The following is a 23,963-nucleotide window of genomic DNA, read 5'->3' on the forward strand; positions in this document are numbered from 1 at the left end:
GGCAGGGGGCTAGCGCGAGGCACTCCGCTAAGGTTTTGGGTGTGAGTGATAAGAAGCTGGATGCAACCATCGATCGACCGGCCGCCTCGACGGCGCTGCTGACCGATAAATACGAACTGACGATGCTGCAGGCGGCGCTTAAAGACGGCACCGCCCACCGCGAGTGCGCCTTCGAGGTGTTCTCCCGCCGCCTTCCGAGCGAGCGTCGCTACGGCGTCGTCGGCGGCACGGAGCGCCTGGTGCGGGCCGTGGAGCACTTCGTCTTCACCGACGAACAGTTGAGCCAGCTCGACTTCCTCGACGATCGCACCCGCGAGTTCTTGAGGGATTTCCGCTTCCAAGGCCAGATCGACGGCTATCGCGAGGGCGAGTTGTACTTCCCCTACTCCCCCATCCTCACGGTGCGCGGCACCTTCGCCGAGTGCGTGATCTTAGAGACCGTGATCCTTTCGATCATGAACTCCGACTCCGCGGTCGCCTCGGCGGCGGCGCGCATGGTCACGGCTGCCGACGGCCGGCCGATCATCGAGATGGGTTCGCGGCGCACGCAGGAATACCAGGCGGTCACCGCCGCCCGCGCGGCGTATCTCGCGGGTTTCGCCGCCACCTCGAATCTGGAGGCCGCGCAGCGCTACGGCATCCCGGCCTCGGGGACGGCGGCGCACGCCTGGACGCTGCTGCACATCAACGACGACGGCACCCCGAACGAGGCCGCCGCCTTTAAGGCGCAGATCGACGCGCTCGGCATCGACACCACCCTGCTGGTGGATACCTACGACATCGCCCGCGGCGTACGCACCGCGATCGAGGTCGCCGGCCCTGAGCTCGGCGGGGTGCGCATCGACTCCGGCGACCTCGGGGCGCTGACCCGGCGCGTGCGCGCGCAGCTCGATGAGCTCGGGGCGATCAACACGAAGATCATCGTCTCCTCGGATCTCGACGAGTTCGCCATCGCCGGCCTGCGCGGCGACCCCGTCGACGGCTTCGGGGTGGGCACCTCGGTGGTCACGGGCTCCGAGGCGCCGACGGCCGGGCTGGTGTACAAGTTGGTGGAGGTCAACGGACACCCCGTCGCCAAGCGCTCCAGCGGCAAGGCCATGACCGGCGGGGCGAAGCGGGCCCTGCGCACCCACCGCTCCACCGGGGTGGCGATCGAGGAGATCGTCTACCCCTTCCACTCCGAGGCCCCGGATACCGGCCGCGCCACCGATGAGCAGCTGACCATCCCGCTCATGCGCGACGGACAGCGCACCGCAGTGCCCACCCTGGAGGAATCCCGCGAGCACTTAGCCCGCCAGCTGACCAAGCTGCCCTGGGAGGGGTTGGCCCTGTCGCGCAACGAGCCGGCGATTACCACCCGGTTTACCGGTTTCGCCGTGACTGACCGGGAGTACTAGCACTGGTGTCGGATAGCGAACAGCCCCTCGCCCCCAGCACCCCCGAGCTTCTCGACGCCGCCGTCACCGCCCTGGGAGGCAGCCGTCGAGAAGGGCAGCTCGCCATGGCCGAGGCCGTCACCGCCGCCATCGACGACGAGCGCCACCTCGCCGTCCAGGCCGGCACGGGCACCGGCAAGTCGCTCGCCTACCTCGTGCCCGCGATCCGGCACGCGCAGCAGTCCAAGACCACGGTGGTGGTCTCCACTGCCACGATCGCCCTGCAGAACCAGCTGGTCCAGCGCGACCTGCCGCGCCTCGCTGACGCTTTAGAGGACCACCTCGAGCGCCGCCCGACCTTCGCGATCCTCAAGGGCCGGTCGAACTACGTGTGCCTCAACAAGCTCGGCGCCGACGAGGAGGCCCCGGAGGCGCTTCTCGACGACACCGACATCTCCTGGACCGGCCGCCACGTCAAGCGCGTCCACGAGTGGGCCCAGGAGACGGAGACCGGCGATCGCGACGACCTCGACCCGGGCGTGCCGGATCTGGCGTGGAAGCAGGTCAGCGTGAGCGCCAAAGAGTGCCTGGGGGCCAGCCGGTGCCCGCACGGCGAGGAGTGCTTCGCCGAGCATGCCCGCCAGGCGTCGCGGGAGGTGGATATCGTCGTCACCAACCACGCGATGCTGGCGATTGACGCGCTTGCCGACGTCGACATCCTCCCCGAACACGACGTCACCGTCATCGACGAGGCCCACGAGCTCGACGGGCGCATCACCTCCGTAGCCACCAGCGAGATCTCGCCGCGCATCTTGAAACTAGCCGCCAACCGCGGCGGCAAGCTCGGTGCCGACGGCAAAGAGGACGACCTCACCGACCTCGCCGACGACTTCGACGCCCTCCTCAAAACGCTCGACCCCGGCCGCTGGACCACGATTGATGAGACCACCCGGGGATCCCTCAACGGGCTTCGCGACGGCCTGTGGTCCCTCCGCGAGGCCATCGCCCGGCCCCGCGACGGCGAGGAACCCGACAAGGCGGCCGAGCGGGTCAACCTTGCCAACCACTTAGAGGACCTCCACGACGCCATCGTGCGCATCCTCGGGGTGTTCGACGCCGGCACGGACCAAGACGTCGTCTGGCTGGATTCGCGCCAAGAGAGCCTGGCCGTCGCCCCGCTCTCGGTCGCCGGGTTGTTGCACGACAACCTCTTCGGCGAGCAGACCGTGATCCTCACCTCGGCCACCCTGGCTATCGGCGGGAGATTCGACGTCCTCGCCGCGAACTGGGGGCTGCCCCGCGGCAGCTGGGATAGCCTCGACGCCGGCTCCCCCTTCAACCCGGAGAAATCCGGCATCCTCTACACGGCTAAACACTTGCCGGCGCCCGGGCGCGACGGGCTCGCCGAGGAAACCCTGCAGGAAATCGCAGAGCTCATCACCGCCGCGGGCGGGCGCACCTTAGGCTTGTTCTCCTCCAAGCGGGCCGCCGTCCAGGCCGCGGAGGCGCTGCGCCCGCGCCTTCCCTTCGAGATCCTTTTGCAGGGCGAGGATGCGACGGGCGCGCTCGTCGAGAAGTTCTCCCGCAGCGAGAACGTCTGCTTGTTCGGGACGTTGAGCCTCTGGCAGGGTGTCGACGTCCCCGGCCGCTCCCTCTCGCTCGTAATCATCGACCGCATCCCGTTCCCGCGTCCCGACGACCCCCTGCTCCAAGCCCGCTCCGAAGCCGCCAACGCGGCCGGGCGCTCCGGGTTCATGGAGGTCTCCGCCACCCACGCCGCCCTGCTCATGGCGCAGGGCGCGGGCCGGCTGCTGCGCTCCGTCGACGACCGCGGGGTGGTCGCCGTGCTGGACAACCGCCTGGTAACCAAGCGCTACGGCGGATTTCTGCGCGCCTCCCTGCCGCGGTTTTGGGACACCACCGACCCCGCGGTGGTGCGCGGGGCGCTCAAGCGGCTGGTGAGCTCTTAGCTCTGATAAGGCAGGGCCACGACGGTGGCCGAGTCCGGGGCGACCTCGGTGTAGCCGGCGTCACGCACGACGACGGCCTCCGGGTTGTCGGCCACCAGCTCCCGGAGACGCTGCGCCGGGTATTCGCGGACCTGGAGGGCAAAATCTTTGTCTGCCCAGCGGCGGACCCACTCGAGGTCCTGGGCGGCGGCGAGCAGCATCGAGCCGTGGCCGACCTGAGCGGCGGCCTTGCCGGTGGTCATCTCGAGATCCGCATTCACCGCGATGAGCGGCAGCCCGGGTGCCGGCTCGGCGGCGGATTCTTCGTCCATCGGAAGGTCCGTGCCCTTGATCTGCAACTTCTTGATCTCATGCGGAACGTCCGCGACCGCCGTGGGAACAAAGGCGCGGGCGAGCACGCCATCAGTCTCCATCGTGACGCCGGGAAGCTTTTGGACGTCCTCCCAGGGCTTGTTGCGCCCACGGCGGGCGATCTTGCGGATCAGGTGGTCGTACCAGTGCTGCAGGCCCTCGTGCCAGCCGTCGTCGGTGACGGCACGATCGTCGAGGCACACGGCCACCACCGCGCGGGCAGCGGACTCCAGCAGCGGCGTGCGGCGCGGGCGCTCCGGCTTCGGGATGTGCAACGCAATCTGCATGGCCTGCACGGTGGCGGGGTCATCCGGATCCTCGCTGCGGGCGTGGCGATCCGCCGACACGTTCTCGGCGAGAAACTTATGTGCTTGGTCGAGCACTAGGAGAGCTCCACCCGTCGATAAGTGCCGTCCTCCTGGTCGGCCAGCTCCACCTCGTGGCGGGGGATGCCCAGCATGTACAACACCTCGTCGAGGAACGGGTGATTCACGGAGGTATCGGCGACCTCCGTGAGCGCCGGCTTCGCGTTGAAAGCGATGCCCAAGCCCGCGGCGGAGATCATGTCGATGTCATTGGCCCCATCGCCGACGGCGACGGTCTGGTGCATCTCCAGCTGCGAATCAGCGGCAAACTCCCGGAGGAACTCCGCCTTCGCCTGGCGATCCACCACCTTGCCAACGACCCGGCCAGTCAGCTTACCGTTCTCGATCTCGAGGGTGTTCGCGCGCACGTAGTCGAGCTGGAGCTCCTCGGCCAGATCCTCGAGGACCTGGATAAACCCGCCCGAGACGACCGCGGTGCGATAACCCATGCGGTTCAGGGTACGAATGGTCGTGCGCGCGCCTGGGGTCAGCTCGATGGCGTTGGCGACCTCGTCGATCACCGACTCGTCCAAGCCCTCGAGTGCCTTCACGCGCTCACGCAACGACTCCTCAAAGTCGAGCTCTCCGCGCATGGCACGCTCAGTGACGGCGGCGACCTCCGCTTCCCGCCCGGCGTGCGCGGCGAGCATCTCGATGACCTCACCCGTAATCAGCGTGGAATCGCAATCGAAGCACACCAGGCGCTTCGAACGGCGCTGCAAGCCCGCGCGCTCCATGGCGATGTCGATGTTCGACTCCCACGCCACCTCCGCCAGCGCCTTGCGCACGTTCTGACCGCCACCGGGTCCGGTATCCGGCACGGTGATAAACAACTCGAGGCCGGTCACCGGGTAATCAGAGATGCCACGGATACGGTCGATATTCGCACCGTAATTGGCGAGCGCACGGCCGACCTGCGACAGATCCTCGGCCGTCACCGGGTTACCCAAAATCACCACGGTATGCGTCGAACGCGGACGGCTGCCCGCGGTGGCATCCACCTCCGAATCCACGGTGATGGTCTGGCCGTAGCCTTTGAGCGAATCCTGCAGACCGGTGAGGATGCGCTCCTCGCGTTCGGGATCGAAACCGACGTACGCGGCTAGGGAGATCCGGCCCCGGAACAGGGCCTGCTCAGCATCGAGGAGCTGGACGCCGTTGGCCGCAAGCACGCGGAAGAACGTGGCGGACACACCAGGCGAATCCGGGCCGGTAGAAGTAATCACTCCAGAGACGAACCCTTCAGACAGGGCGACGGAGGGAACTGAATTATGAGGGTCGTTTGTATCAGTCACGCTTCCTCATTCTGGCACGGAGGGTGCGGAAGTGCGAACAGAAGCTGTTGGGGTCTGGTTTTGAGTAAGTACCGACGGTCTTGGGGTTTTGAGGCCGAAACGGAGCTTAACGTCGGTAGTTACTCAAAAACCACGGCGAGCCCACCCCGCTCGACCCACCGAAACAACCCACCACAACCCCACCCAATAACCCCGAAATAGCGAAACCGCCTCGCCACGACCGTGGTCGGTGGCTACGAGGCGGTTTTACCTATCGTCAGGAATGACGGTCGCTGCCGTCAGCGGCGCGGAGCCTAGCTGCGAGCAGCGGCGTGCTTCGGGCCTTCCCCACCCTGCGGGTTGGTCCGAGAGACTTCCTCGCGCGGGTCGGCATCGTGGCCGACGTGGGCCTCGCGACGCATGCGCTCGACCATGTGCGGGTAGTGCAGCTCGAAGGCCGGACGCTCGGAGCGGATGCGCGGCAGGGACACGAAGTTGTGGCCCGGAGGCGGGCAGGAGGTAGCCCACTCGAGGGAGTTGCCGTAACCCCACGGATCGTCGACGGTGACGACCTCGCCGTAGCGCCAGGAGCGGAACACGTTCCAGACGAACGGGATAACCGAGGCACCCAGGATGAAGGAGAAGATCGTGGAGATCTGGTTGAGGAGGGTGAAGCCATCGGAATCCAGGTAGTCGGCGTAACGACGCGGCATGCCCATGTTGCCCAGCCAGTGCTGGACCATGAAGGTGCCCTGGAAGCCGATGAAGGTCAGCCAGAAGTGGATCTTGCCCAGGCGCTCGTCGAGCATACGGCCGGTCATCTTCGGGAACCAGAAGTAGACGCCAGCGTAGGAGGCGAACACCACGGTGCCGAACAGGGTGTAGTGGAAGTGGGCGATCAGGAAGTAGGACTCCGCCAGGTGGAAGTCCAGCGGCGGGGAGGCCAGCATGATGCCGGTGAGACCACCGAAGAGGAAGGTGGCCATGAAGCCCATCGCCCAAATCATCGGGGTCTGCCAGGTGATGTGGCCGTTCCACATGGTGCCGACCCAGTTGAAGAACTTCATACCGGTCGGGACCGCGATGAGGAACGTCATGAACGAGAAGAACGGCAGCAGCACGGCGCCGGTGACGTACATGTGGTGCGCCCAGACGGCCATGGACAGCGAGCCGATGGCCAGGGTGGCGAAGACCAGGCCGATGTAGCCGAAGACCGGCTTACGGGAGAAGACCGGGATGACCTCGGAGATCACACCGAAGAATGGCAACGCGAGGACGTAGACCTCCGGGTGGCCGAAGAACCAGAACAGGTGCTGCCACAGGATGGCGCCACCGTTGGCGGAGTCGTAGATGTTGCCGCCGAGCTTGCGGTCGTAGAGAACGCCGAGAGCAGCGGCCAGCAGCAGCGGGAAGATCATCAGGGCGATGATCGAGGTGGTGAAGATGGACCAGCAGAAGACCGGCATGCGGAACATGGTCATGCCCGGTGCGCGCATGGTCAGAACGGTGGTGGCCATGTTGATGGCCGAGGCGACGGTACCGATACCGGTGGCACCGACACCGACGATCCACATGTCCGCGCCGATGCCCGGGGTGTGGACCTCGTCAGCCAGCGGCATGTACATGGTCCAGCCGAAGTCGGCGGCACCGCCCGGGGTGAGGAAGCCGGAGAGCATCGCGACACCACCGATGGTGGTGATCCAGAAGCCGAAGGCGTTCAGACGCGGGAAGGCGACGTCGGGGGCACCGATCTGCAGGGGCAGAACGTAGTTAGCGAAACCCCAGACGATCGGAGTACCGAACAGCAGCAGCATCACCGTGCCGTGCATGGTGAACAGCTGGTTGAACTGCTCATTGGACAGAAACTGCAGACCCGGGGAGAACAGCTCCGCACGGATCAGCAGGGCCATCAGGCCGCCCAGGAAAAAGAAGCTGAACGACATGATGATGTACATGATGCCGAGCTGCTTATGGTCGGTCGTGGTGAGCATCATCCAGGCCTTGGAACCGCGCTTGGAATGCCCGGTCGGCTCTGGACGTTCCGGCGCGACGTAATTGTCGAGCCTTGGCGCCACAGCGGTCATTGGTTCCTCCTGACAACGAACGCGCCAGATTTGCGAGTAATCCGGACGCGTCTTGGTTTTTCAGTCGTTCACTCTAATCCCTGAGAACGACTTAATCCAGCTGTTTCCCAGACTGGAGACACAGTTATTGTATCCTCTCACTTCCCCAGGCAAGGCCCGATTCGACGACGTGGTTATTCGTCGATCGTGACCGCAGGGAAAGGGGCGCCGGCCGTGACGTACTCCACAGTCGCTTCCGCCGCCACCCCCGGTTTCGGAGTCGTCCGAAAGGTTGAGAGGCCCAGTTTAAAACGCCCAGTCCTCGTCGGTGGTCTCCTCGGCCCGGCCGATGACGTACGACGAACCAGAGCCGGAGAAGAAGTCGTGGTTCTCATCGGCGTTCGGGCTCAGCGACGACAGGATCGCCGGCGAGACCTTCGTGTCATCGGCCGGGAACAGGCCTTCGTAGCCCAAGTTGTTGAGGGCCTTGTTGGCGTTGTAGCGCAAAAAGCGCTTGACGTCTTCGGTCCAGCCGAGCTCGTCGTAGAGATCCTCGGTGTACTGGATCTCGTTGTCGTAGAGCTCGAAGAGCAGGTCGAAGGTGTAGGCCTTGAGCTCCTCCTGACGCTCCGGGGTCTGCTCGCGCAGGCCGACCTGGTACTTGTAGCCGATGTAGTAGCCGTGCACGGACTCGTCGCGAATGATCAGGCGGATAATGTCGGCGGTGTTGGTGAGCTTCGCGTGCGAAGAGAAATACATCGGCAGGTAGAAGCCGGAGTAGAAGAGGAAGGACTCCAGCAGCACGGAGGCCACCTTGCGCTTCAGCGGATCGTCGCCGTCGTAGTAGGACAGGATGATCTTGGCCTTGCGCTGGAGGTTCTCGTTTTCCTCAGACCACCGGAACGCGTCGTTGATCTGTGGGGTGTTCGCCAGCGTCATGAAGATGTTGGAGTAGCTCTTGGCATGCACCGACTCCATGAACGCAATGTTGGTGTAGACGGCCTCCTCGTGGAGGGTCTTGGCGTCCGGCAGCAGCGAGACTGCGCCGACGGTTCCCTGGATGGTGTCCAGAAGCGTCAGGCCGGTGAACACCCGCATGGTGGTTTCCTGCTCTTTGCCGGTGAGCTTGTTCCACGTCGGGATGTCGTTAGAGACCGGCACCTTCTCCGGCAGCCAGAAGTTTCCGGTCAGGCGGTCCCAGACTTCGAGATCCTTGTCATCGGGAATCTCGTTCCAGTTGATCGCTTTGACGGGTTTGTCGTGGGAGGCGAGGTAGGCGTCGTAATCGTGGCCTTCAGGTGCGAACAAAGATTCTTCCCCTGTCTCTTTCAACGTTGTGATTCCTAAGTGATGGTAGTCGAGATATGCAGTTATAGATACGGCGCTGCGGAGCACACCGACAGCGCCGCAAGGTGACCCCATTCACCCTCAAATGGGCCTAAGATCACAAGTCTTATTCAGTGGGATCGTATGATAGTTTTATAAGTTTGCGTTCCTCTCCCGACCGGTGGAGCCGGTCACGGCCCACCAGAGACCGAAAGGACTGCGGTGCCATGGCCACAGACAACCCGGCATCTTCCGCCACTCCTTTGCTCGCCAGCGTTCTCGACGAGCTCGGACGAGAGATCATCTCCGGCCAGCTGCCGGAGGGCCACATCTTCACCTTGCAGGATCTCGGCGAGCGCTTCGACATCTCCCGCACTGTCTCCCGCGAGGCCATGCGCGCCTTAGAGCAGCTGGGCTTGGTCTCCTCCTCCCGGCGCGTCGGCATTACCGTGCGCAGTTCGGAGTCGTGGTCAGTTTTCGATCCGACGGTAATCACCTGGCGCCTCCAAGACGATCGAGAGCGCCCGCGCCAGCTGCGCTCGCTGACGGAGATGCGCATCGCCGTCGAGCCGGTCGCCGCCTTCCGGGCCGCCATGAACGCCACGGAGGCGCAACGCGAGGAGCTGGTCGCCCTCGCCTCCGTCATCCGGGCGCTCGGTGAGGGCACCCAGGGCGCCAGCAGTGACTTTTTGCAGGCAGACATCCGCTTCCACACCCTGTTGCTCGAGGCCTCCGGCAATGAGATGTTCCGCGCATTGGCCCCGTCGCTACTTAAAGCGCTCTATGGCCGCACGGAGTAAGCGCTCTATGGCCGCACGGAGTTCGGCCTCCAGCCGGAGGTACCCACCCCGGCCGCGCTCGATGCGCACGAGGAGCTCGCGCGCGCCGTGGCGCAGCAGGAGCCGATGGCCGCGGAGCAGGCCTCGCGCGATCTGCTCGCGGAGGTGCGCGACGCCCTAGCCGGGCCCATCATCTCCTCCTAGAGCATGCAGGAGACGCAGCCTTCGACCTCGGTGCCGGCGAGTGCCATCTGGCGCAGACGGATGTAATACAGCGTCTTGATGCCCTTGGTCCAAGCGTAGATCTGGGCGCGGTTGATGTCGCGGGTGGTGACGGTGTCCTTGAAGAACAGCGTCAGCGACAGGCCCTGATCGACGTAGCGCGTGGCGACGGCATAAGTGTCGATGACCTTTTCATAGCCGATCTCGTAGGAATCATCGAAGTACTCGAGGTTGTCGTTATCCATGTGCGGCGCCGGGTAGTAGACGCGGCCGATCTTGCCTTCCTTGCGGATCTCAATCTTGGAGGCGATGGGGTGGATCGACGAGGTCGAGTTGTTGATGTAGGAGATCGAACCGGTCGGCGGCACCGCCTGGAGGTAGGCGTTGTAGATGCCGTGCTCCATGACGTCGGCCTTGAGCTGCGCCCAGTCCTCGGCGCTCGGGGTGTAGATCGAGGAGTTTGCGAACAGTCCCTTAACCCGCTCGGTCTTAGGGGCGAACTCCGCCGGATCGTAGCGGTCGAAGAAGGAGCCGTCGGCGTAGTCCGAGGTGGCGAAGGTGCCGAAGGCCTCGCCGCGCTCGCGGGCGATCTTGTTAGAGGCCTTGATGGCGGCGTACATCACCGACGCGAAGTAGGCGTTGGTGAAGTCCAAGCCTTCCTCGGAGCCATAGTGGATGCGCTCGCGGCCGAGGTAGCCATGGAGGTTCATCTGGCCGAGGCCGATGGCATGCGAGGAGTCGTTGCCTTCGCGGATGGACGGCACCGAGTCGATGGAGGTCTGATCGGAGACGGAGGTCAGCGCGCGCACGGCCGTCTCGACGGTCTTGTCGAAGTCGGGGGAATCCATCGTCTTGGCGATGTTCAGTGAGCCGAGGTTGCAGGAGATGTCGTGGCCGATGGTGTCGTAGGTGAGGTCGTCGTTAAGCACCGAGGCGTTGTTGACCTGCAGGATCTCCGAGCACAGGTTGGACATGTTCACGCGGCCCTCGATGGGGTTTGCGCGGTTGACCGTGTCCTCGAACATGATGTACGGGTAGCCGGATTCGAACTGGATCTCGGCGAGGGTCTGGAAGAAGTCGCGGGCGTTGATCTTCGCCTTGCGGATGTGGTCGTTTTCGACCATGTCCCAGTAGTGCTCGGTCACCGAGATATCACCGAAGGGCTTGCCGTAGACGCGCTCGACGTCGTAGGGCGAGAAGAGGTACATGTCGTCGTTCTTCTTGGCCAGCTCAAAGGTGATGTCCGGGATGACCACGCCGAGCGAGAGGGTCTTGATGCGGATCTTCTCATCCGCGTTCTCCCGCTTGGTGTCCAAGAAACGCATGATGTCCGGGTGGTGGGCGTTGAGGTAGACCGCGCCGGCGCCCTGGCGGGCTCCGAGCTGGTTGGCGTAGGAGAAGGAGTCCTCCAGCAGTTTCATCACGGGGATGACGCCCGAGGACTGGTTCTCGATGTGCTTGATCGGCGCGCCGGCTTCACGGATGTTGCTGAGCAGCAGGGCGACGCCGCCGCCGCGCTTGGACAGCTGCAACGCGGAGTTGATGGCACGGCCGATGGATTCCATGTTGTCCTCGATGCGCAGCAGGAAGCAGGAGACGAGCTCGCCGCGCTGGGCCTTGCCGGCGTTGAGGAAGGTCGGGGTGGCGGGCTGGAAGCGACCGCCCATGATCTCGTCCACGAGGTCTTCGGCGACGGCGGTGTTGCCGTCACCGAGGAAGAGCGCGGTCATGGCGACGCGGTCCTCGAAACGCTCGAGGTAGCGCTTTCCATCGAAGGTCTTCAGGGTGTACGACGTGTAGTACTTGTAGGCGCCCAAGAAGCTCGGGAAGCGGAACTTGAAGGCATAGGCGCGCTTGTAGAGGCTCTTGACGAAGTCGAAGTCGTACTTATCGAGCACCTCCGGCTCGTAGTACTTGTTCTCGATGAGGTAGCGCAGCTTTTCTTCCAGATCGTGGAAGTAGACGGTGTTCTGGTTGACGTGCTGCAAGAAGAACTGGTTGGCGGCTTCCCGGTCCTTGTCGAACTGGATCTTGCCGTTCTCGTCGTAGAGGTTGAGCAGCGCGTTGAGCGCGTGGTAATCGAGTTCGTCGTTGACCGGCTTATCCGATCCGGAGGCTCCGAGCACAGTGGTGGTGGAAGTCACGTCGACCTTTCTGGGGTGGGCGGAAGGTGGATGAAGTTTTTCGGTGGACAGGTGTTTTCTCTTTAACCGGCGGCGGGTTCGGCTAGGCCGAGACGCACGGCGTGGGTTTTCAGCCCTTCGCGCACGACGCGCACGTCTTCGTCGTTACCCATGATCTCGAAGCGGTAGACATAAGGCACGCCACACTTTCGGGAGATGATGTCTCCCGCCTTGCCGAAATCGGCGCCGAAGTTGGCGTTCCCGCTGGAGATCACCGCGCGGATGAAGCTGCGGTTGTGCTCGTCGTTGAGGAATCTGATGACCTGCGGCGGCACTGGCCGGCTGTTTTGGCCGCTTATCGACACCCCGCCCCCGTAGGTCGGGCACACCAGCACATAGGGCTCGTCGACGCGCAGCGGCGGGTCAGTGGGCCGCAGCGGGATGCGCGCGCTGGGCAGTTGCAGTTTGTCGACAAACCGTCGCGTGTTCTCCGTGACCGAGGAGAAGTACACGATCAGCATGATCGACTCACGTCCCTTCTCATAAGCTAAACCGCCCCGAGGAATCGAATCGAGGCGGTGGAATCTTCTTGCGTGGGCCGGCACACTGGCGTGCTTCGCCGCCTCCCCTACTCCCCGGGGCGGCGGCTGCGACCCGAGGGTTTAAGCGACCTGCGCGGCGAGGCCGCGGATGCGGTCCGGGCGGAAGCCGGACCAGTGCTCGCCGCCAACCTCGACGACGGGAGCCTGCAGGTAGCCGAGCGCCATGATGTAGTCACGGGCCTCGTCATCGACGGAGACATCGACGAGATCGTAATCGAGTCCGGCGCGGTCGAGAGCCTTCGTGGTGGCGTTGCACTGGACGCAGGCGGGCTTGGTGTAGACGGTGATGGCCATGGGTGAAAGTCCTCGCTTCGGTGTAGGGAGCATCTCTGCGGTGACTCGTCGTAGTGGTCCTGACGTCGTCCCAGGGCCGCGACCGACGGAGCTGATTATGATCTTTGTTCCTGTCCTCCCCTCTCGGGGGCGACACCAAAAGACACTATACTTTGTACCCTAAACCCGCAACACGCACTACATATAGTAGTTACATCCGTGAAATTCCAGGTGGCTGCAGGGTCGAGCCCCACATGTTGCCTCGCGGCGGCCAGCGCCTTACGTCCCGCGACTTACACCCGTGGGATTATCCGCAGCTCGCACTTTCTGCCGTTATCAAATTGTTATCTTGAGGTCACCGAGAGTTAGCTGACAGAGCGATCCGAGACTAGGGGTGGTCATCCGCCTCCGCATGAGGCGCTAACGCTGATCGAAAGCAGCCACCCCTAAAGGAGTACTCGTTTCGACCGCGCGGGACTCCTTTCTGTCAGGGTGATTTCGACCAGCGATAGCGCAACACGGGGGTTCCGCCGGTCGGCAGGGGGTTATGCCGCTTTGCTCGGGCACGCCAGCCCCACGCGTCGCATTAGCCCCTTCCGCAAGCTCTCATGATCTAAGGTGCTTTGCCTGACCATGCCGCGCTAACGCTGGTCGAAAGGAATGACCCCTAAAGGAGTGCTCGTTTCGACCGCGCGCGACTCCTTTCGGACCGACTCCTTTCGACCGGGCGCCGAAAAGCGACACCGCAGCTTACCCTTCACCCGCAATCCGTCCCCACGCCCCGCCATCAGCCCCCTGCGCCCCAGCTTCCACCCCACAGCCAAACGACCCCAAAAACGAAAAGAGCCACCCGCCTTAACGGCGAGTGGCCCTTCCGAGCGGGCTTAGCCCTGGCGAGCCTTGAAGCGCGGCTCCTTCTTGTTGATCACGTAGACCTTGCCGCGGCGACGGACAACCTGGGCGCCCGGCTTGTTCTTCAGCGACCGAAGCGACTTGCGAACCTTCATCGGGCGCTCCTTTCCTTGTTGGGCTGTACTGGTATTTACTAAGCCGGCGCGTGCACGGAGATGCCTGCGCCAGCTATGACACGTCGAAATATCTTAGCCTCTCACAACGAAGAGACCAAACCACCCGCCAAGCTAGCTGAAGCGGGCGCGGAACTCTTCGCCGACCTCGTCGAGGCCTCTGCCTTTGGTTTCCGGGATGAACGCGCGCACGAAGCCGAAGGCTGCGATGCCAAGGACGGCAAACATCACGAAGGTCGCGCTCGCGGAGACGGCCTCGACCAGCGGTAGGAAGAACTGCGCCACCGCCCAGTTCGCCGCCCACAGCGCCAGTCCCGCGACCCCCATGCCGAGGCCGCGAACCTGCAGCGGCACGATCTCGGAGATCAGCAGCCACGTCGTCGGCGAGACCGCCGCCTGCTGGGAGGCGATGAACACGGCCATCAGCCCGAGGGCGACGAGCGCTAGGGCCGGCGCTTCCACTGCGCGGCCGTAGACCACCGCCAGAACCGCCAGGGAGAGGACGTTGATGCCGAGCCCCCACAGCAGAAGCCGGCGGCGGCCCACGCGGTCGATGATCTGCAGGCCCACCCAGCAGGCGATGACGCTGACCGTGCCGATCACGATCGAGGTGTAGACCGCATTTGTCACCGACAACCCGACCTGGTTCATGAGCGTCGGGGCGAAGTACACGATGGCGTTGACGCCGGTGATCTGCTGGATCACGCCGATCACGACAGCGACGAGCACCGTCATCTGCATCCAGCGGTGCTTGCGGAAGGTCCGCCACTCCCCGCGCCCCGCGCCGGAGCTCGTGGATTCGCCGACGAGCTGGGCGAGCTCGTCGGCACCTATGCCGGCGCGTTGCGCGACGAGGCAGGCCTGCTGGTGGCGTCCGCGGCGCGCGTACCAGACCGGGGTGTCCGCGAGGAAGAGCATGCCGACGGTCAGGATCAGCCCCGGCACCGCGGCGAATCCGAGCATGAGCTCCCAGTTCGCGGTGTGGGCGAGCGCGGAGTTGACCAAGAAGGCCACCAGCTGGCCGATCACAATCATCAGCGTGTTCAGCGAGACCATCTTGCCGCGCACGTCGGCGGGTACTTTCTCCGCGATGAACATCGGCACCACGATCGAGACGGCACCGACAGCCAGTCCGAGCAGCGTGCGCGCCGCCCCGAGCGAGCCGACCGAGGAGGAAAACGCGCACCACAGCGAGCCGATGACGAAGATGACGCCGCCGATCATGAGGGTGCCGCGGCGGCCGAGGCCGTCGGCAACCCGCCCGCCCGTGAGCGCGCCGATCGCGGCGCCGACGAGCAGCATTGAGGTCACCCAGCCTTCTTGGGCGGGCGACATGTCGAATTCGGGCGCGATGAACAACAGCGCCCCGGAGATCACGCCGGTGTCATAACCGAACAGCAGACCCCCGAGGGCCGCGGTCCAGGAGACGAGGCGCACGTATCGACGCGCCTGTGTGTCTGCAGTTGTCATGGCTTGCCATCTTGCCCCAGGCTAGGGTGAAAAGCATGCCGGATCATGCGAAAACGCAGCAGGAAGAGATTATCAATGCCCTGGGAGTGCGGGACTTGATCGATCCAGAGCGAGAGGTCGCCGAAAGGGTCGATTTCTTGTGCTCCTACCTCGCCGCGACGGGGGCGCGCGGGTTCGTCCTCGGCATCTCAGGCGGGCAGGATTCGACGCTGGCGGGGCGGCTGGCGCAGTTGGCCGTCGAGAAGCGGCGGGCCGCGGGTGCCGACGCCACCTTCCTCGCCGTCCGGCTCCCCCACGGGGTGCAGGCGGATGAAAAGGACGCGCAGATGGCCCTCGATTTCATCGCCCCGGACGAGCGCACGGTCGTCGACATCGCCCCGGCGACCGCCGCGCTGGCGGGGTCGGTGGCTAAGGCGGCGGGCGTCGAGAAGCTCGGCGATTTCAACAACGGCAACGTCAAGGCGCGCATGCGCATGATCGCGCAATACGCGCTGGCCGGCGAGCGGGGGCTGCTGGTGATCGGCACGGATCACGCGGCGGAAAACGTCACCGGGTTTTTCACCAAGCATGGCGACGGCGCCGCCGACCTCGTGCCGCTGGCCGGGCTGAACAAGCGCCAAGGCGCGGCGCTGCTGAAGCACCTCGGGGCGCCGGCGGCGACGTGGGAGAAGGTCCCCACCGCCGATCTGGAAGATGAGCGCCCCGCGCTTCCCGACGAAGAGGCCCTCGGCGTCAGCTACCCAGCCATCGACGACTACCTCGAGGGCCGCGAGGTAGAGGCGGCTGATCGCATACAGATCGAGAAGCTGTGGGCCCGCGGCGCGCACAAGCGTCACCTGCCGGCGACGCCGCGCGATACGTGGTGGCGCTAGGTCAGAGTGCGCAGGGTGTCGCGGGCGGCGTCGATCAGCGCGTGCCCATAGGAGGGCCCGTGGCTTGCCGCGTGGACCGCGAGCGGATGCAGTTGGTGCAGCGAGGTGTGCTCGAGCCACCCCTGCGGCAGGGGATGGACCTCCTCGTAGCCTTCGCGGATGGCCTCTAGGTGCGGGGCGCCGAAGAGGGCGAGCATCGCCAGGTCGGTTTCGCGGTGGCCGCCGTGGGCGGCGGGATCGATCAGCGCGGGGCCTTCGGGGCCGAAGAGGAGGTTGCCGGCCCAGAGGTCGCCGTGGATGCGGGCCGGGGTGGCGGTGATGCCGGCGTCGCGCAGCGCCTCGCAGGCTTTTTCCACCTCGGCTAGACCGGAAGCATCGAGGTGACCGACGCGCACGGCCTTCTCCGCAAAGGGCAGAACGCGCTGGTTGATATAGAAGCGCGCCCAGTCGCTGTCCGGGGTGCACTCCTGTTCCTGGCGACCGATGTAGTTTCGCCCACCCCAGCCCGGCGGCGGGGCGCCGAAGGCGTCCGCACCGGTGTCGTGGATGCGGGCGAGCTCGCGGCCGGCGGTACGCGCGGCGTCCGCGGTGGGCCGCGCAGAGGGGATCTTCTCGATGGTCAGGTAGTCCTCGCCGGCGTCGATGACGTCGACGACAATGTCGCTGCCCTCACGCAGCCAGCGCAGACCGGCGGCTTCGGCACCGGCGTCCTCCGGGCCGGCGGTTCTTTTCGTCAGAGTCTCACTGCTTTGATGCGCCATGGGCGCCCAGATTAACAGCGTGAGAGCCCGCAAAGGCGTGTATGTCTAGAACCCATGACGAGCCCTAACGCACGTGTCGGCTGGATCGCCGCGACCGCCCTCGCCCCGGTGGCGTGGGGGACGACGTATATCGTCACCACTCACCTGCTTCCGCCGGGCCATTCGTTGTTCTCTGCGCTGCTGCGCACGCTGCCGGCTGGCCTCCTGGCGATCGCCCTCGCCCGGCAACTCCCGCGCGGCAGCTGGTGGTGGAAGTCCCTGGTGCTCGGGGCGCTGAATATGGGCGCGTTTTCCCCCTGCTGTTTATCTCGGCTCAGCTGCTGCCCGGCGGGGTGGCGGCCACGCTGAACTCCATGCACCCCGTCATCGTCGCGTTCCTCGCGGTGGCATTCCTCCGCGAAAGGCTCTCCACGTGGCGGCTGTTCTGGGGCCTCGTCGGCCTGGCCGGCATCGGGATGGTGGTGCTCGGCCCCGCCGCCGCGCTGAATCCGCTCGGGGTCCTCGCCGGTCTCGCCGGGGCGGTGTCGATGGGCGCCGGCGTGGTGTTGACCAAGAAGTGGGGCCGGCCGGATTACGCCAGCGCCCTCGGGCTGGCGGGGTGGCAGCTCACCGGGGCTGGGATGATGCTCCTTGTCCCCGCGTTGCTTATCGACGGCATCCCACCCGGCATCGACGCCCCGGCAGTGGCCGGTTATGTGTGGCTCGGCGTCGTCGGCACGCTCGCCGCCTACACGGTCTGGTTCGCCGGCATCCGCCAGCTTCCGGTCACCCCAACCGCGCTGCTCGGCTTGCTCTCCCCGCTGACCGCGGCGGTGCTCGGGGCGATCATCGCGGGCGAAGCACTGACTCTCGTGCAGATGGTGGGATTCCTGACGGCGCTGACAGCCCTGGCCGCCGGCCAGCTCCCCTCGCCGGCGCGGCGGCGCTAAAGAAAAAACCTTGCCCGGCGCTAGGCCCAGGCAAGGTTTCCATCATTATCAGTGGAGCTAACGGGATTCGAACCCGTGACCCCCACACTGCCAGTGTGGTGCGCTACCAGCTGCGCCATAGCCCCTCAAGAAGGTGTTATTCGGTTGTACCGATCGCTTTGCTGCGGATCGGAGTGGAGCTAACGGGATTCGAACCCGTGACCCCCACACTGCCAGTGTGGTGCGCTACCAGCTGCGCCATAGCCCCGTGCACCGTGGTGCCGGGCGATAACCGGAGGTCATCGCAACTCATGTCAATATACTCGGAGCCGCCGACGGCAGCCAAATCCGCTGGTGTTGCGCGGTCAGTCGCCGTGGGCGGCTCCATAGGCTGGGGAGGTTTTAGGCGAGCACCTCGTCGATCCAGGAGTTGATGTCGGTGACCGAAACGTCCTCGCCGTCCTGCATGACGCGCGGGGTGGACACCTCGCCGACGGCGTCCTGCATCGTCTCGGCGTTGGACTTGCCGACCTCGTTGGCCCGGTCCTTGTACTCGCCGTCGCGGATGGCGTCGACAGCCTCGCTGGAGGCGCCGACGGCCTCGGCGGCGTTCGCGAAGTCATCGTCATCCCACTGGTTGAAGATGTCCTGCTGGTCTTCGAAGAGGATCTCGCGCAGGTTCCAGTAGGCCTCGGTCTCTCCCTTGTCGGCGAGCGCCAGGGTCGCGGCGGCAGCGGAGGTGGAGTGGCCCTCGTTACCGTTGTCCATGAAGTTCATGGGGTGGATGGTCACAGCCAGGTTGCCGTTTTCGATCTCCTCGAGCATCTGCTGGTCAGTGTTCTGAGCCAGCTGGGCACAGTAGCCACAGGAGAAGTCCTCGAACAGATCGACCTGCTCCGGGTCATTAGCGTCCGGGGCCGCGAGGGTGATCGTGTTTCCCTCGTAGTTCATCTCGGCGCTCACCTCCGTGTTTTCTCGCTCCGCGAGCTCGGAGGCCGCCTGGCCCTGGGATTGCCAGACCACCAGACCGATGACGACGGCTGCGACAGCGAGCACCGCCACGATCACCCAGAGGAAGCTGGAGGATCCCTTTGAAGTGGGATCAGAAACGGAACGCGACTTGCTGCTGCTCATCGTTGTTCACCTTATCCGTTCGTACGTTGGTTCAGTAAGGGTCATTCGAAAGAAGGATATGTTCCGGGATCAATCTAACAGCTTGACCCCGAAGGCCGTGCACCCACCCGGGCGATAGGTGACGTGCCACAGTCTAGGGGTGCACGGCGAAGCGGCGGTACGGGCGCCAGATGGCCCATACCGACAAAGCGACATAACCGATGTCGCGCACGATAGTCACCGGAATGTTGGTGGCATCTTCCCCACCGAAGCAGCCGCAGCTGATCTCCAGACCGTTCGCCCAGGCCCAACTGAGGCCCAGGATGAACAGCACGAGAACACCGAGGCTAACTGCCGCGGACTGACGCAAGAAGACACCGAACAGCAGCAATAAGCCGCCGCCGATCTCGAGGGGGCCGATGAGCTGCGCCAGCAGGTAGGAAAACTCCGGGGTGAAGATCTCGTAGGCCGCAATGGTCTGGGAGACAGTCATGGTCTGCCCGACCTTGCTTAGGCCCGCCGCGATCCAGATGAACGCCATATAAAAGCGCGCAACGAAGCTGACAATATCGAGCGCTATAGTGACGTTCGACCGGCCAGTGGCGCGCGAAGTCTCAGTAATTGCCACAAAAGATTACTTTAGCGCAGCTAACGCACATAAGGTGGAAAAATAGTCTCGAATTGGCTGGACACTACCTGATATAAGCCTTGTGCCCAGCCCACGCTTGCCAGCCTCCCCACTCCGTGGGGCGAGAGGCAAAGTTAGCCGAGGCGCTAATCCCCCAAGACCTCGCTCACCAACGCTTGGGCTTCCTCCTGCACGCGGGCTAAGTGGTCCTCGCCTTGGAAGCTCTCGGCGTAGATCTTGTACTTATCCTCCGTTCCCGACGGCCGGGCGGCGAACCACGCGGACTCGGTGGTGACCTTCAGCCCGCCGATGGGCGCGGAGTTGCCCGGCGCGTCGGTGAGCTTCGCGGTGATCGGCTCGCCGGCGAGTTCGGTGGCACTGACTTGGTCCGGGGAGAGCTTCTTCAGGATGGCCTTCTGTTCGCGGGAGGCCTCGGCGTCGGTACGCGCGTACGCCGGGGCGCCGAACTGTTCGGCGAGCTCCGCGTAGCGTTGCGACGGCGTCTTCTGCGTCACCGCGGTGATCTCCGCGGCGAGCAGGTCGAGGATGATGCCGTCCTTGTCGGTGGACCACACGGTGCCGTCGTGCCGCAGGAAGGAGGCGCCGGCGGATTCCTCGCCGCCGAAGCCGATGCTGCCGTCGATAAGCCCGGGCACGAACCATTTGAAGCCGACCGGCACCTCGACGAGCTTGCGTCCCAGCGAGTCGACGACGCGGTCGATCATCGACGACGAGACCAGCGTCTTGCCGACGGCCATGTCGCCGCCCCACTGGTCGCGATGAGAGAAGAGGTAGTCGATGGCCACGGCGAGGTAGTGGTTCGGGTTCATCAGCCCGTGATCGGGAGTGACGATGCCGTGGCGGTCGGCGTCGGCGTCGTTGCCGTGGGCCAAGTCGAACTTCTCCCGGTTGCCGATGAGGCTGGCCATGGCGTTCGGCGAGGAGCAGTCCATGCGGATCTTGCCGTCGGTATCGAGCGTCATGAAACGCCAGGTGGCGTCTACCGCCGGGTTCACAACCTCCAGGTTGAGCCCATGGGTCTCCGCGATGGCACCCCAGTAATCGACGGCTGCACCGCCCATCGGGTCCGCGCCGATGGAGATCTTCGAGTTCCGGATCGCCTCGAGGTTGATCACGCTCGGCAGGTCGTCGACATAAGCGTTAAGGAAGTCATAGGACTGCGCCCGCTTGTCGCGCACGCCGCTGACCGGCGTGCGCTGCACACCCTCGAGCCCGGCGCGCAGGTAGTCGTTGGCCCGCTCGGCGATGAGATCGGTGGCGCCAGCGTCGGCAGGGCCTCCCGACGGTGGGTTGTACTTGAAGCCGCCGTCGCGCGGCGGGTTGTGCGAGGGGGTGATGACGATGCCGTCGGCACGCGCCGAATCCTTACCGGTCACCCCGCCGGCGAGCCGGGCATTGTGGGTGAGGATGGCGTGCGAAATCGCGGGCGTCGGGGTGTAGCGGCCGGCGGCGTCGACAAGCACCTCGATGCCGTTGGCGATGAGCACCTCGAGCGCGGAGATCATCGCCGGCTCGGATAAGGCGTGGGTGTCACGGCCGACGAAGATGGGCCCGCCGATGCCGTTGTCGCGGCGGTAGTCGACGATCGCCTGCGTGACGGCGAGGATGTGGTCCTCGTTGAACGCGTTGTCCAGCGAAGAACCGCGGTGCCCGGAGGTACCGAAGCTGACCTGCTGGTTGATATCCGAAGGGTCGATCTCACGGGTGTAGTACGCGGAGACGACTTCGGCGATGTCGATGAGGTCTTCCTGCTGGGCGGGCTGCCCGGCGCGCTCGTGTGCCATGACTTGCGGTTCTCCTTCTACGGGTACGTCCGACCGGTGTGCCGTCGCTTATCGACGACACCTCGCCTCCATTGTCGGCCCCGCAGGCGGTTTGTGCACGGGTTCGCCACCCCCGTTACGGGGCTCTATACGTCGCACCTAATGGCCGATTTCGTGGTTTTTCTGCACACCCGCTGCCCCTCACTGTGTTCCGCGCTACATTTTCTTCATGATCGACAACCTGACGTCGGTCCTCGGCGACATCTCTGGTGTGGTCTGGGGACCGTTTATCCTTATCCCCCTGCTGTTGGGCACCGGCCTGTATCTGACCATCCGCCTCGGAGGCCTGCAGTTTCGTGCCCTCGGGCGCTCGCTGCGCCACGCCTTCGTGGATAGCGACGAAGACGAGTCCCCAGGCGATATTTCGAACTACCAGGCACTGACCACCGCGCTGGCGGCGACGGTCGGTACCGGCAACATCGTCGGCGTGGCCACGGCGATCGCCGTCGGCGGTCCGGGCGCGCTGTTCTGGATCTGGGTGACCGGCCTCGTCGGCATGGCCTCGAAGTACACCGAGGCGTACCTGGGCGTGCGTTTCCGCGTTACTGACTCCAGCGGGCGCCAGCTCGGCGGTCCGCAGATTTATCTCCGCCGCGGCATCCCAGGCGGGACCGGCAAGGTGCTGGCGTTCCTCTTCGCCCTGTTCGCTACCTTCGCCAGCTTCGGCATCGGCAACATGACGCAGGCCAATTCCGTCGCTGCAGGCGTGGAGGATACCTTCGGCCTCGATCCGGTGGCCACTGGCGTGATCATGTTCATCGGCGTCGGCGCCGTCCTGCTGGGCGGCATCCAGGCGATCGGCCGGATCACCTCGGCGTTCGTGCCCATGATGGTGGTGATCTACATCGGCACCGGCATCATCGTGCTCGCGCTCATGGCCGATCAGATCCCAGCCGCGCTGGCGATGGTCTTCACCGATGCGTTCACCGGCAGCTCCGCGGCCGGCGGCTTCCTCGGCGCCACCATCATGATGGTGGTTCGCTACGGTGTCGCCCGCGGTATCTTCTCCAACGAGTCCGGCATGGGCTCCGCCGCCATCGCCGCGGCTGCCGCGAAGACCTCCCACCCGGCCCGCCAGGCGCTGGTGTCTATGACCCAGACCTTCATCGACACCTTGATCGTCGTCACCATCACCGGCCTGGTTATCGTCACCTCGGGTGTCTGGCAGCAGGGCGAGGACACCGCCGCCACCATGACTGGCGCCGGCTTCGCTGAGGCGCTGCCGGGCGACTGGGGCTCCACGATCGTCTCGGTCTCGCTCATCTTCTTCGCCTTCTCGACGATCATCGGCTGGTCCTACTACGGCGAGCGCTCGCTCATCTCGCTCGTCGGCGAGTGGGCCTCGATCCCCTACCGCATGGTCTTCACCGTCGTCGTCTTCATCGGGTCGGTCTCGGAAATCCAGTTGGCCTGGACCTTCTCCGATCTGGCCAACGGCCTTATGGCCCTGCCGAACCTCATCGGTCTGCTCATTCTCTCCGGCCTCGTGGCCCGCGAGACCAAGCAGTACCTGCAGTTCGATCCCAAGCTGGACAAGCCGAAGGCATCCGTCCAGGAGTTCATCCGTCAGCAACAGATGGACTGGCGCTAATATGTGCTGACGTGTTCAGCCAAGCCTTCTTCGTCGGCCTCGGTGCCGCCCTCGGAGCCACACTGCGCTGGGGGCTCACCGAGGCCGTCGGCATTCCGGTGCTCGTCGTTCTCGGAATCAACATCGCCGGCTGCTTCTTCGCCGGTTGGATGCCATCATCGGCGTTCTGGACGACGGGGTTCCTCGGAGGCTTCACGACGATGTCCGCCTTCGCCTTCCACGCCACGGAGATGAACCTCCCCACAGCGCTGGCCTACACCGCGGCGACTGTGCTCGGCTGCGTGCTGTCCGCGCTCGCCGGGAGGGCACTGCGCCGCCCGCGGGAGGAGCACGCATGACCGAGCTGATGTGCAGCCTGCTCTTAGTGGCCGCCGGCGGTTTTCTCGGCGGGATCGCCCGGTGGGGGCTGACGAAAGCTCTGCCCGACCGAGTCGCGATCTTCACCGCGAACGCCGTCGGCTCTTTGATTTTCGGAATCGGCCTCGGCGCCCCAGGCCAGCTGCCGCTGTTGGTCGCGGTGGGGGTTGGCGGCGCACTGTCGACGTGGTCGACGTTCGCGAATCAGCTGGCCGGGCTCGTCGAGAAGCGACGGTGGGCGATCTTCGCGCGCTACCTGGCGCTCACCGTCGCTGTCTGCGTGGTCGCCGCCTGGCGCGGCACGGTCTGGGCCGGCCGGATCTTTGGCCAGTGGCCCTGACCGCGCGGCCCTAGGGCGTGTCTGACAATTGAGGGAAGCGTGGCATGGGACCCTGGCTCCCGTGTCGCGTTTTCACATGTTGAGTGATGCCCAGTGGGAGATGGTCGAAGAGCTTCTGCCCCGTCGCACGGGGAGAAAAGGCCGACCGTTCTCCGATCCCCGGCAGATGCTCGAGGCCATCCTCTACTGCCTTCGGGCAGGGATCGCGCGGTGTGACCTGCCCGCCTGCTTCGGGTCCTGGCAGACGGTCTACACCTGGCACAACCGGATGGCCAAGGACGGACACCTGGGACGTGATCTTTCAGCGACTTCTTAGACAGGCCGATACGG

Annotated in this window: 22 protein-coding genes, 2 tRNA genes and 1 pseudogene; 10 read left to right on the top strand and 15 right to left on the bottom strand. The window is 65.0% G+C overall.

The window, feature by feature from the left end; translation table 11 throughout:
* Positions 1 to 41 precede the first annotated feature (41 nt).
* Entirely contained in the window at positions 42 to 1,397 is a 1,356-nt protein-coding gene (locus C3B44_RS09500) for a nicotinate phosphoribosyltransferase (RefSeq protein WP_268876415.1), read from the top strand.
* Positions 1,398 to 1,402: 5 nt separating this feature from the next.
* Positions 1,403 to 3,346, top strand: a complete 1,944-nt coding sequence (locus C3B44_RS09505) for an ATP-dependent DNA helicase (RefSeq protein ID WP_108432164.1) — start codon at positions 1,403 to 1,405, stop codon at positions 3,344 to 3,346.
* Here C3B44_RS09505 and C3B44_RS09510 read toward each other — a convergent pair.
* The 4 genes from C3B44_RS09510 to nrdF form a co-directional block, all read right to left on the bottom strand.
* Entirely contained in the window at positions 3,343 to 4,080 is a 738-nt protein-coding gene (locus tag C3B44_RS09510; protein WP_235840367.1) for an aminoacyl-tRNA hydrolase, read from the bottom strand. The two genes, C3B44_RS09505 and C3B44_RS09510, sit on opposite strands and share 4 nt — an antisense overlap.
* A complete protein-coding gene (serB, locus tag C3B44_RS09515) occupies positions 4,080 to 5,357 on the bottom strand; it encodes a phosphoserine phosphatase SerB (RefSeq protein ID WP_108432165.1) in 1,278 nt (425 codons plus the stop codon). The genes C3B44_RS09510 and serB overlap by 1 nt, the downstream gene beginning before the upstream one ends.
* Before the next feature lie 293 nt (positions 5,358 to 5,650).
* A complete protein-coding gene (gene ctaD, locus C3B44_RS09520) occupies positions 5,651 to 7,420 on the bottom strand; it encodes an aa3-type cytochrome oxidase subunit I (protein WP_108432166.1) in 1,770 nt (589 codons plus the stop codon).
* Positions 7,421 to 7,705: 285 nt separating this feature from the next.
* Complete coding sequence (nrdF, locus tag C3B44_RS09525) at positions 7,706 to 8,707, bottom strand: class 1b ribonucleoside-diphosphate reductase subunit beta (protein WP_235840366.1); 1,002 nt, start codon at positions 8,705 to 8,707, stop codon at positions 7,706 to 7,708.
* Between the two features lie 245 nt (positions 8,708 to 8,952).
* On the opposite strand from nrdF, the pseudogene C3B44_RS09530 reads away from it, so the two are divergent.
* Positions 8,953 to 9,708 (top strand): annotated as a pseudogene (locus tag C3B44_RS09530) (FadR/GntR family transcriptional regulator).
* On the opposite strand, the gene nrdE reads toward C3B44_RS09530, so the two are convergent.
* The 5 genes from nrdE to C3B44_RS09555 all read right to left on the bottom strand — a co-directional run bounded on the left by nrdE (position 9,705) and on the right by C3B44_RS09555 (position 15,219).
* Positions 9,705 to 11,870, bottom strand: a complete 2,166-nt coding sequence (gene nrdE, locus C3B44_RS09535; protein WP_108432168.1) for a class 1b ribonucleoside-diphosphate reductase subunit alpha — start codon at positions 11,868 to 11,870, stop codon at positions 9,705 to 9,707. The pseudogene C3B44_RS09530 and the gene nrdE sit on opposite strands and share 4 nt — an antisense overlap.
* 62 nt (positions 11,871 to 11,932) lie before the next feature.
* Positions 11,933 to 12,370 carry a class Ib ribonucleoside-diphosphate reductase assembly flavoprotein NrdI gene (gene nrdI / locus C3B44_RS09540; protein WP_108432169.1) on the bottom strand — a complete coding sequence of 146 codons (438 nt, stop codon included), beginning with the start codon at positions 12,368 to 12,370 and terminating at the stop codon, positions 11,933 to 11,935.
* A gap of 141 nt (positions 12,371 to 12,511) precedes the next feature.
* Positions 12,512 to 12,745: a glutaredoxin-like protein NrdH gene (nrdH, locus tag C3B44_RS09545; RefSeq protein WP_108432170.1), complete on the bottom strand. Its 234-nt coding sequence runs from the start codon at positions 12,743 to 12,745 to the stop codon at positions 12,512 to 12,514.
* 863 nt (positions 12,746 to 13,608) lie between these two features.
* Positions 13,609 to 13,731, bottom strand: coding sequence for a type B 50S ribosomal protein L36 (gene ykgO / locus C3B44_RS09550; protein ID WP_005511141.1), 123 nt, complete (start codon positions 13,729 to 13,731; stop codon positions 13,609 to 13,611).
* Positions 13,732 to 13,863: 132 nt separating this feature from the next.
* Positions 13,864 to 15,219 carry a sugar porter family MFS transporter gene (locus C3B44_RS09555; RefSeq protein ID WP_108432171.1) on the bottom strand — a complete coding sequence of 452 codons (1,356 nt, stop codon included), beginning with the start codon at positions 15,217 to 15,219 and terminating at the stop codon, positions 13,864 to 13,866.
* Positions 15,220 to 15,254: 35 nt separating this feature from the next.
* On the opposite strand from C3B44_RS09555, the gene nadE reads away from it, so the two are divergent.
* Positions 15,255 to 16,091 carry an ammonia-dependent NAD(+) synthetase gene (gene nadE / locus C3B44_RS09560; protein WP_108432172.1) on the top strand — a complete coding sequence of 279 codons (837 nt, stop codon included), beginning with the start codon at positions 15,255 to 15,257 and terminating at the stop codon, positions 16,089 to 16,091.
* Here nadE and C3B44_RS09565 read toward each other — a convergent pair.
* Positions 16,088 to 16,852 (bottom strand): fructosamine kinase family protein, encoded by a 765-nt coding sequence (locus tag C3B44_RS09565; RefSeq protein WP_108432173.1) that lies wholly within the window; start codon positions 16,850 to 16,852, stop codon positions 16,088 to 16,090. The two genes, nadE and C3B44_RS09565, sit on opposite strands and share 4 nt — an antisense overlap.
* Before the next feature lie 54 nt (positions 16,853 to 16,906).
* Between C3B44_RS09565 and C3B44_RS11995 the strand changes: the two genes are divergently transcribed.
* A complete protein-coding gene (locus C3B44_RS11995) occupies positions 16,907 to 17,200 on the top strand; it encodes a hypothetical protein (protein WP_235840365.1) in 294 nt (97 codons plus the stop codon).
* The gene (locus C3B44_RS09570; protein WP_235840364.1) at positions 17,185 to 17,781 is read left to right on the top strand and encodes a DMT family transporter; all 597 of its coding nucleotides are present in this window, start codon (positions 17,185 to 17,187) and stop codon (positions 17,779 to 17,781) included. The genes C3B44_RS11995 and C3B44_RS09570 overlap by 16 nt, the downstream gene beginning before the upstream one ends.
* Before the next feature lie 52 nt (positions 17,782 to 17,833).
* On the opposite strand, the gene C3B44_RS09575 is transcribed toward C3B44_RS09570, so the two are convergent.
* The 5 genes from C3B44_RS09575 to pgm form a co-directional block, all read right to left on the bottom strand.
* A tRNA-Ala gene (locus C3B44_RS09575) sits at positions 17,834 to 17,906 on the bottom strand.
* A 49-nt stretch (positions 17,907 to 17,955) separates the two neighbouring features.
* A tRNA-Ala gene (locus C3B44_RS09580) sits at positions 17,956 to 18,028 on the bottom strand.
* Positions 18,029 to 18,162: 134 nt separating this feature from the next.
* Positions 18,163 to 18,894 (bottom strand): DsbA family protein, encoded by a 732-nt coding sequence (locus C3B44_RS09585; RefSeq protein ID WP_108432174.1) that lies wholly within the window; start codon positions 18,892 to 18,894, stop codon positions 18,163 to 18,165.
* 133 nt (positions 18,895 to 19,027) lie between these two features.
* Positions 19,028 to 19,501 (bottom strand): MauE/DoxX family redox-associated membrane protein, encoded by a 474-nt coding sequence (locus C3B44_RS09590; RefSeq protein ID WP_328588276.1) that lies wholly within the window; start codon positions 19,499 to 19,501, stop codon positions 19,028 to 19,030.
* Between the two features lie 146 nt (positions 19,502 to 19,647).
* The gene (gene pgm, locus C3B44_RS09595; protein WP_108432175.1) at positions 19,648 to 21,306 is read right to left on the bottom strand and encodes a phosphoglucomutase (alpha-D-glucose-1,6-bisphosphate-dependent); all 1,659 of its coding nucleotides are present in this window, start codon (positions 21,304 to 21,306) and stop codon (positions 19,648 to 19,650) included.
* Positions 21,307 to 21,514: 208 nt separating this feature from the next.
* Between pgm and C3B44_RS09600 the strand changes: the two genes are divergently transcribed.
* From C3B44_RS09600 to C3B44_RS11810, 4 genes are all read left to right on the top strand, one after another.
* Complete coding sequence (locus tag C3B44_RS09600; RefSeq protein ID WP_199222383.1) at positions 21,515 to 22,936, top strand: alanine/glycine:cation symporter family protein; 1,422 nt, start codon at positions 21,515 to 21,517, stop codon at positions 22,934 to 22,936.
* Between the two features lie 11 nt (positions 22,937 to 22,947).
* Positions 22,948 to 23,274, top strand: a complete 327-nt coding sequence (locus C3B44_RS09605; RefSeq protein WP_108432176.1) for a CrcB family protein — start codon at positions 22,948 to 22,950, stop codon at positions 23,272 to 23,274.
* On the top strand, positions 23,271 to 23,633 hold the full coding sequence (locus tag C3B44_RS09610) for a fluoride efflux transporter FluC (protein WP_108432177.1): 363 nt from the start codon (positions 23,271 to 23,273) through the stop codon (positions 23,631 to 23,633). Before C3B44_RS09605 ends, C3B44_RS09610 begins: the two co-directional genes overlap by 4 nt.
* A gap of 76 nt (positions 23,634 to 23,709) precedes the next feature.
* Positions 23,710 to 23,949 carry a transposase gene (locus tag C3B44_RS11810; RefSeq protein ID WP_108430616.1) on the top strand — a complete coding sequence of 80 codons (240 nt, stop codon included), beginning with the start codon at positions 23,710 to 23,712 and terminating at the stop codon, positions 23,947 to 23,949.
* Positions 23,950 to 23,963: the final 14 nt, after the last annotated feature.

This window comes from Corynebacterium yudongzhengii, assembly GCF_003065405.1.
GTDB lineage: Bacteria > Actinomycetota > Actinomycetes > Mycobacteriales > Mycobacteriaceae > Corynebacterium > Corynebacterium yudongzhengii.

Coding starts and splice junctions, on each gene's coding strand:
- C3B44_RS09600 (WP_199222383.1), top strand. CDS start 21,515: ATGATCGACAACCTGACGTCGGTCCTCGGCGACATCTCTGGTGTGGTC.
- nadE (WP_108432172.1), top strand. CDS start 15,255: ATGCCGGATCATGCGAAAACGCAGCAGGAAGAGATTATCAATGCCCTG.
- C3B44_RS09555 (WP_108432171.1), bottom strand. CDS start 15,219: ATGACAACTGCAGACACACAGGCGCGTCGATACGTGCGCCTCGTCTCC.
- nrdH (WP_108432170.1), bottom strand. CDS start 12,745: ATGGCCATCACCGTCTACACCAAGCCCGCCTGCGTCCAGTGCAACGCC.
- C3B44_RS11810 (WP_108430616.1), top strand. CDS start 23,710: ATGTTGAGTGATGCCCAGTGGGAGATGGTCGAAGAGCTTCTGCCCCGT.
- nrdI (WP_108432169.1), bottom strand. CDS start 12,370: ATGCTGATCGTGTACTTCTCCTCGGTCACGGAGAACACGCGACGGTTT.
- C3B44_RS09610 (WP_108432177.1), top strand. CDS start 23,271: ATGACCGAGCTGATGTGCAGCCTGCTCTTAGTGGCCGCCGGCGGTTTT.
- C3B44_RS11995 (WP_235840365.1), top strand. CDS start 16,907: ATGACGAGCCCTAACGCACGTGTCGGCTGGATCGCCGCGACCGCCCTC.
- ctaD (WP_108432166.1), bottom strand. CDS start 7,420: ATGACCGCTGTGGCGCCAAGGCTCGACAATTACGTCGCGCCGGAACGT.
- C3B44_RS09585 (WP_108432174.1), bottom strand. CDS start 18,894: ATGAGCAGCAGCAAGTCGCGTTCCGTTTCTGATCCCACTTCAAAGGGA.
- pgm (WP_108432175.1), bottom strand. CDS start 21,306: ATGGCACACGAGCGCGCCGGGCAGCCCGCCCAGCAGGAAGACCTCATC.
- ykgO (WP_005511141.1), bottom strand. CDS start 13,731: ATGAAGGTTCGCAAGTCGCTTCGGTCGCTGAAGAACAAGCCGGGCGCC.
- C3B44_RS09565 (WP_108432173.1), bottom strand. CDS start 16,852: ATGGCGCATCAAAGCAGTGAGACTCTGACGAAAAGAACCGCCGGCCCG.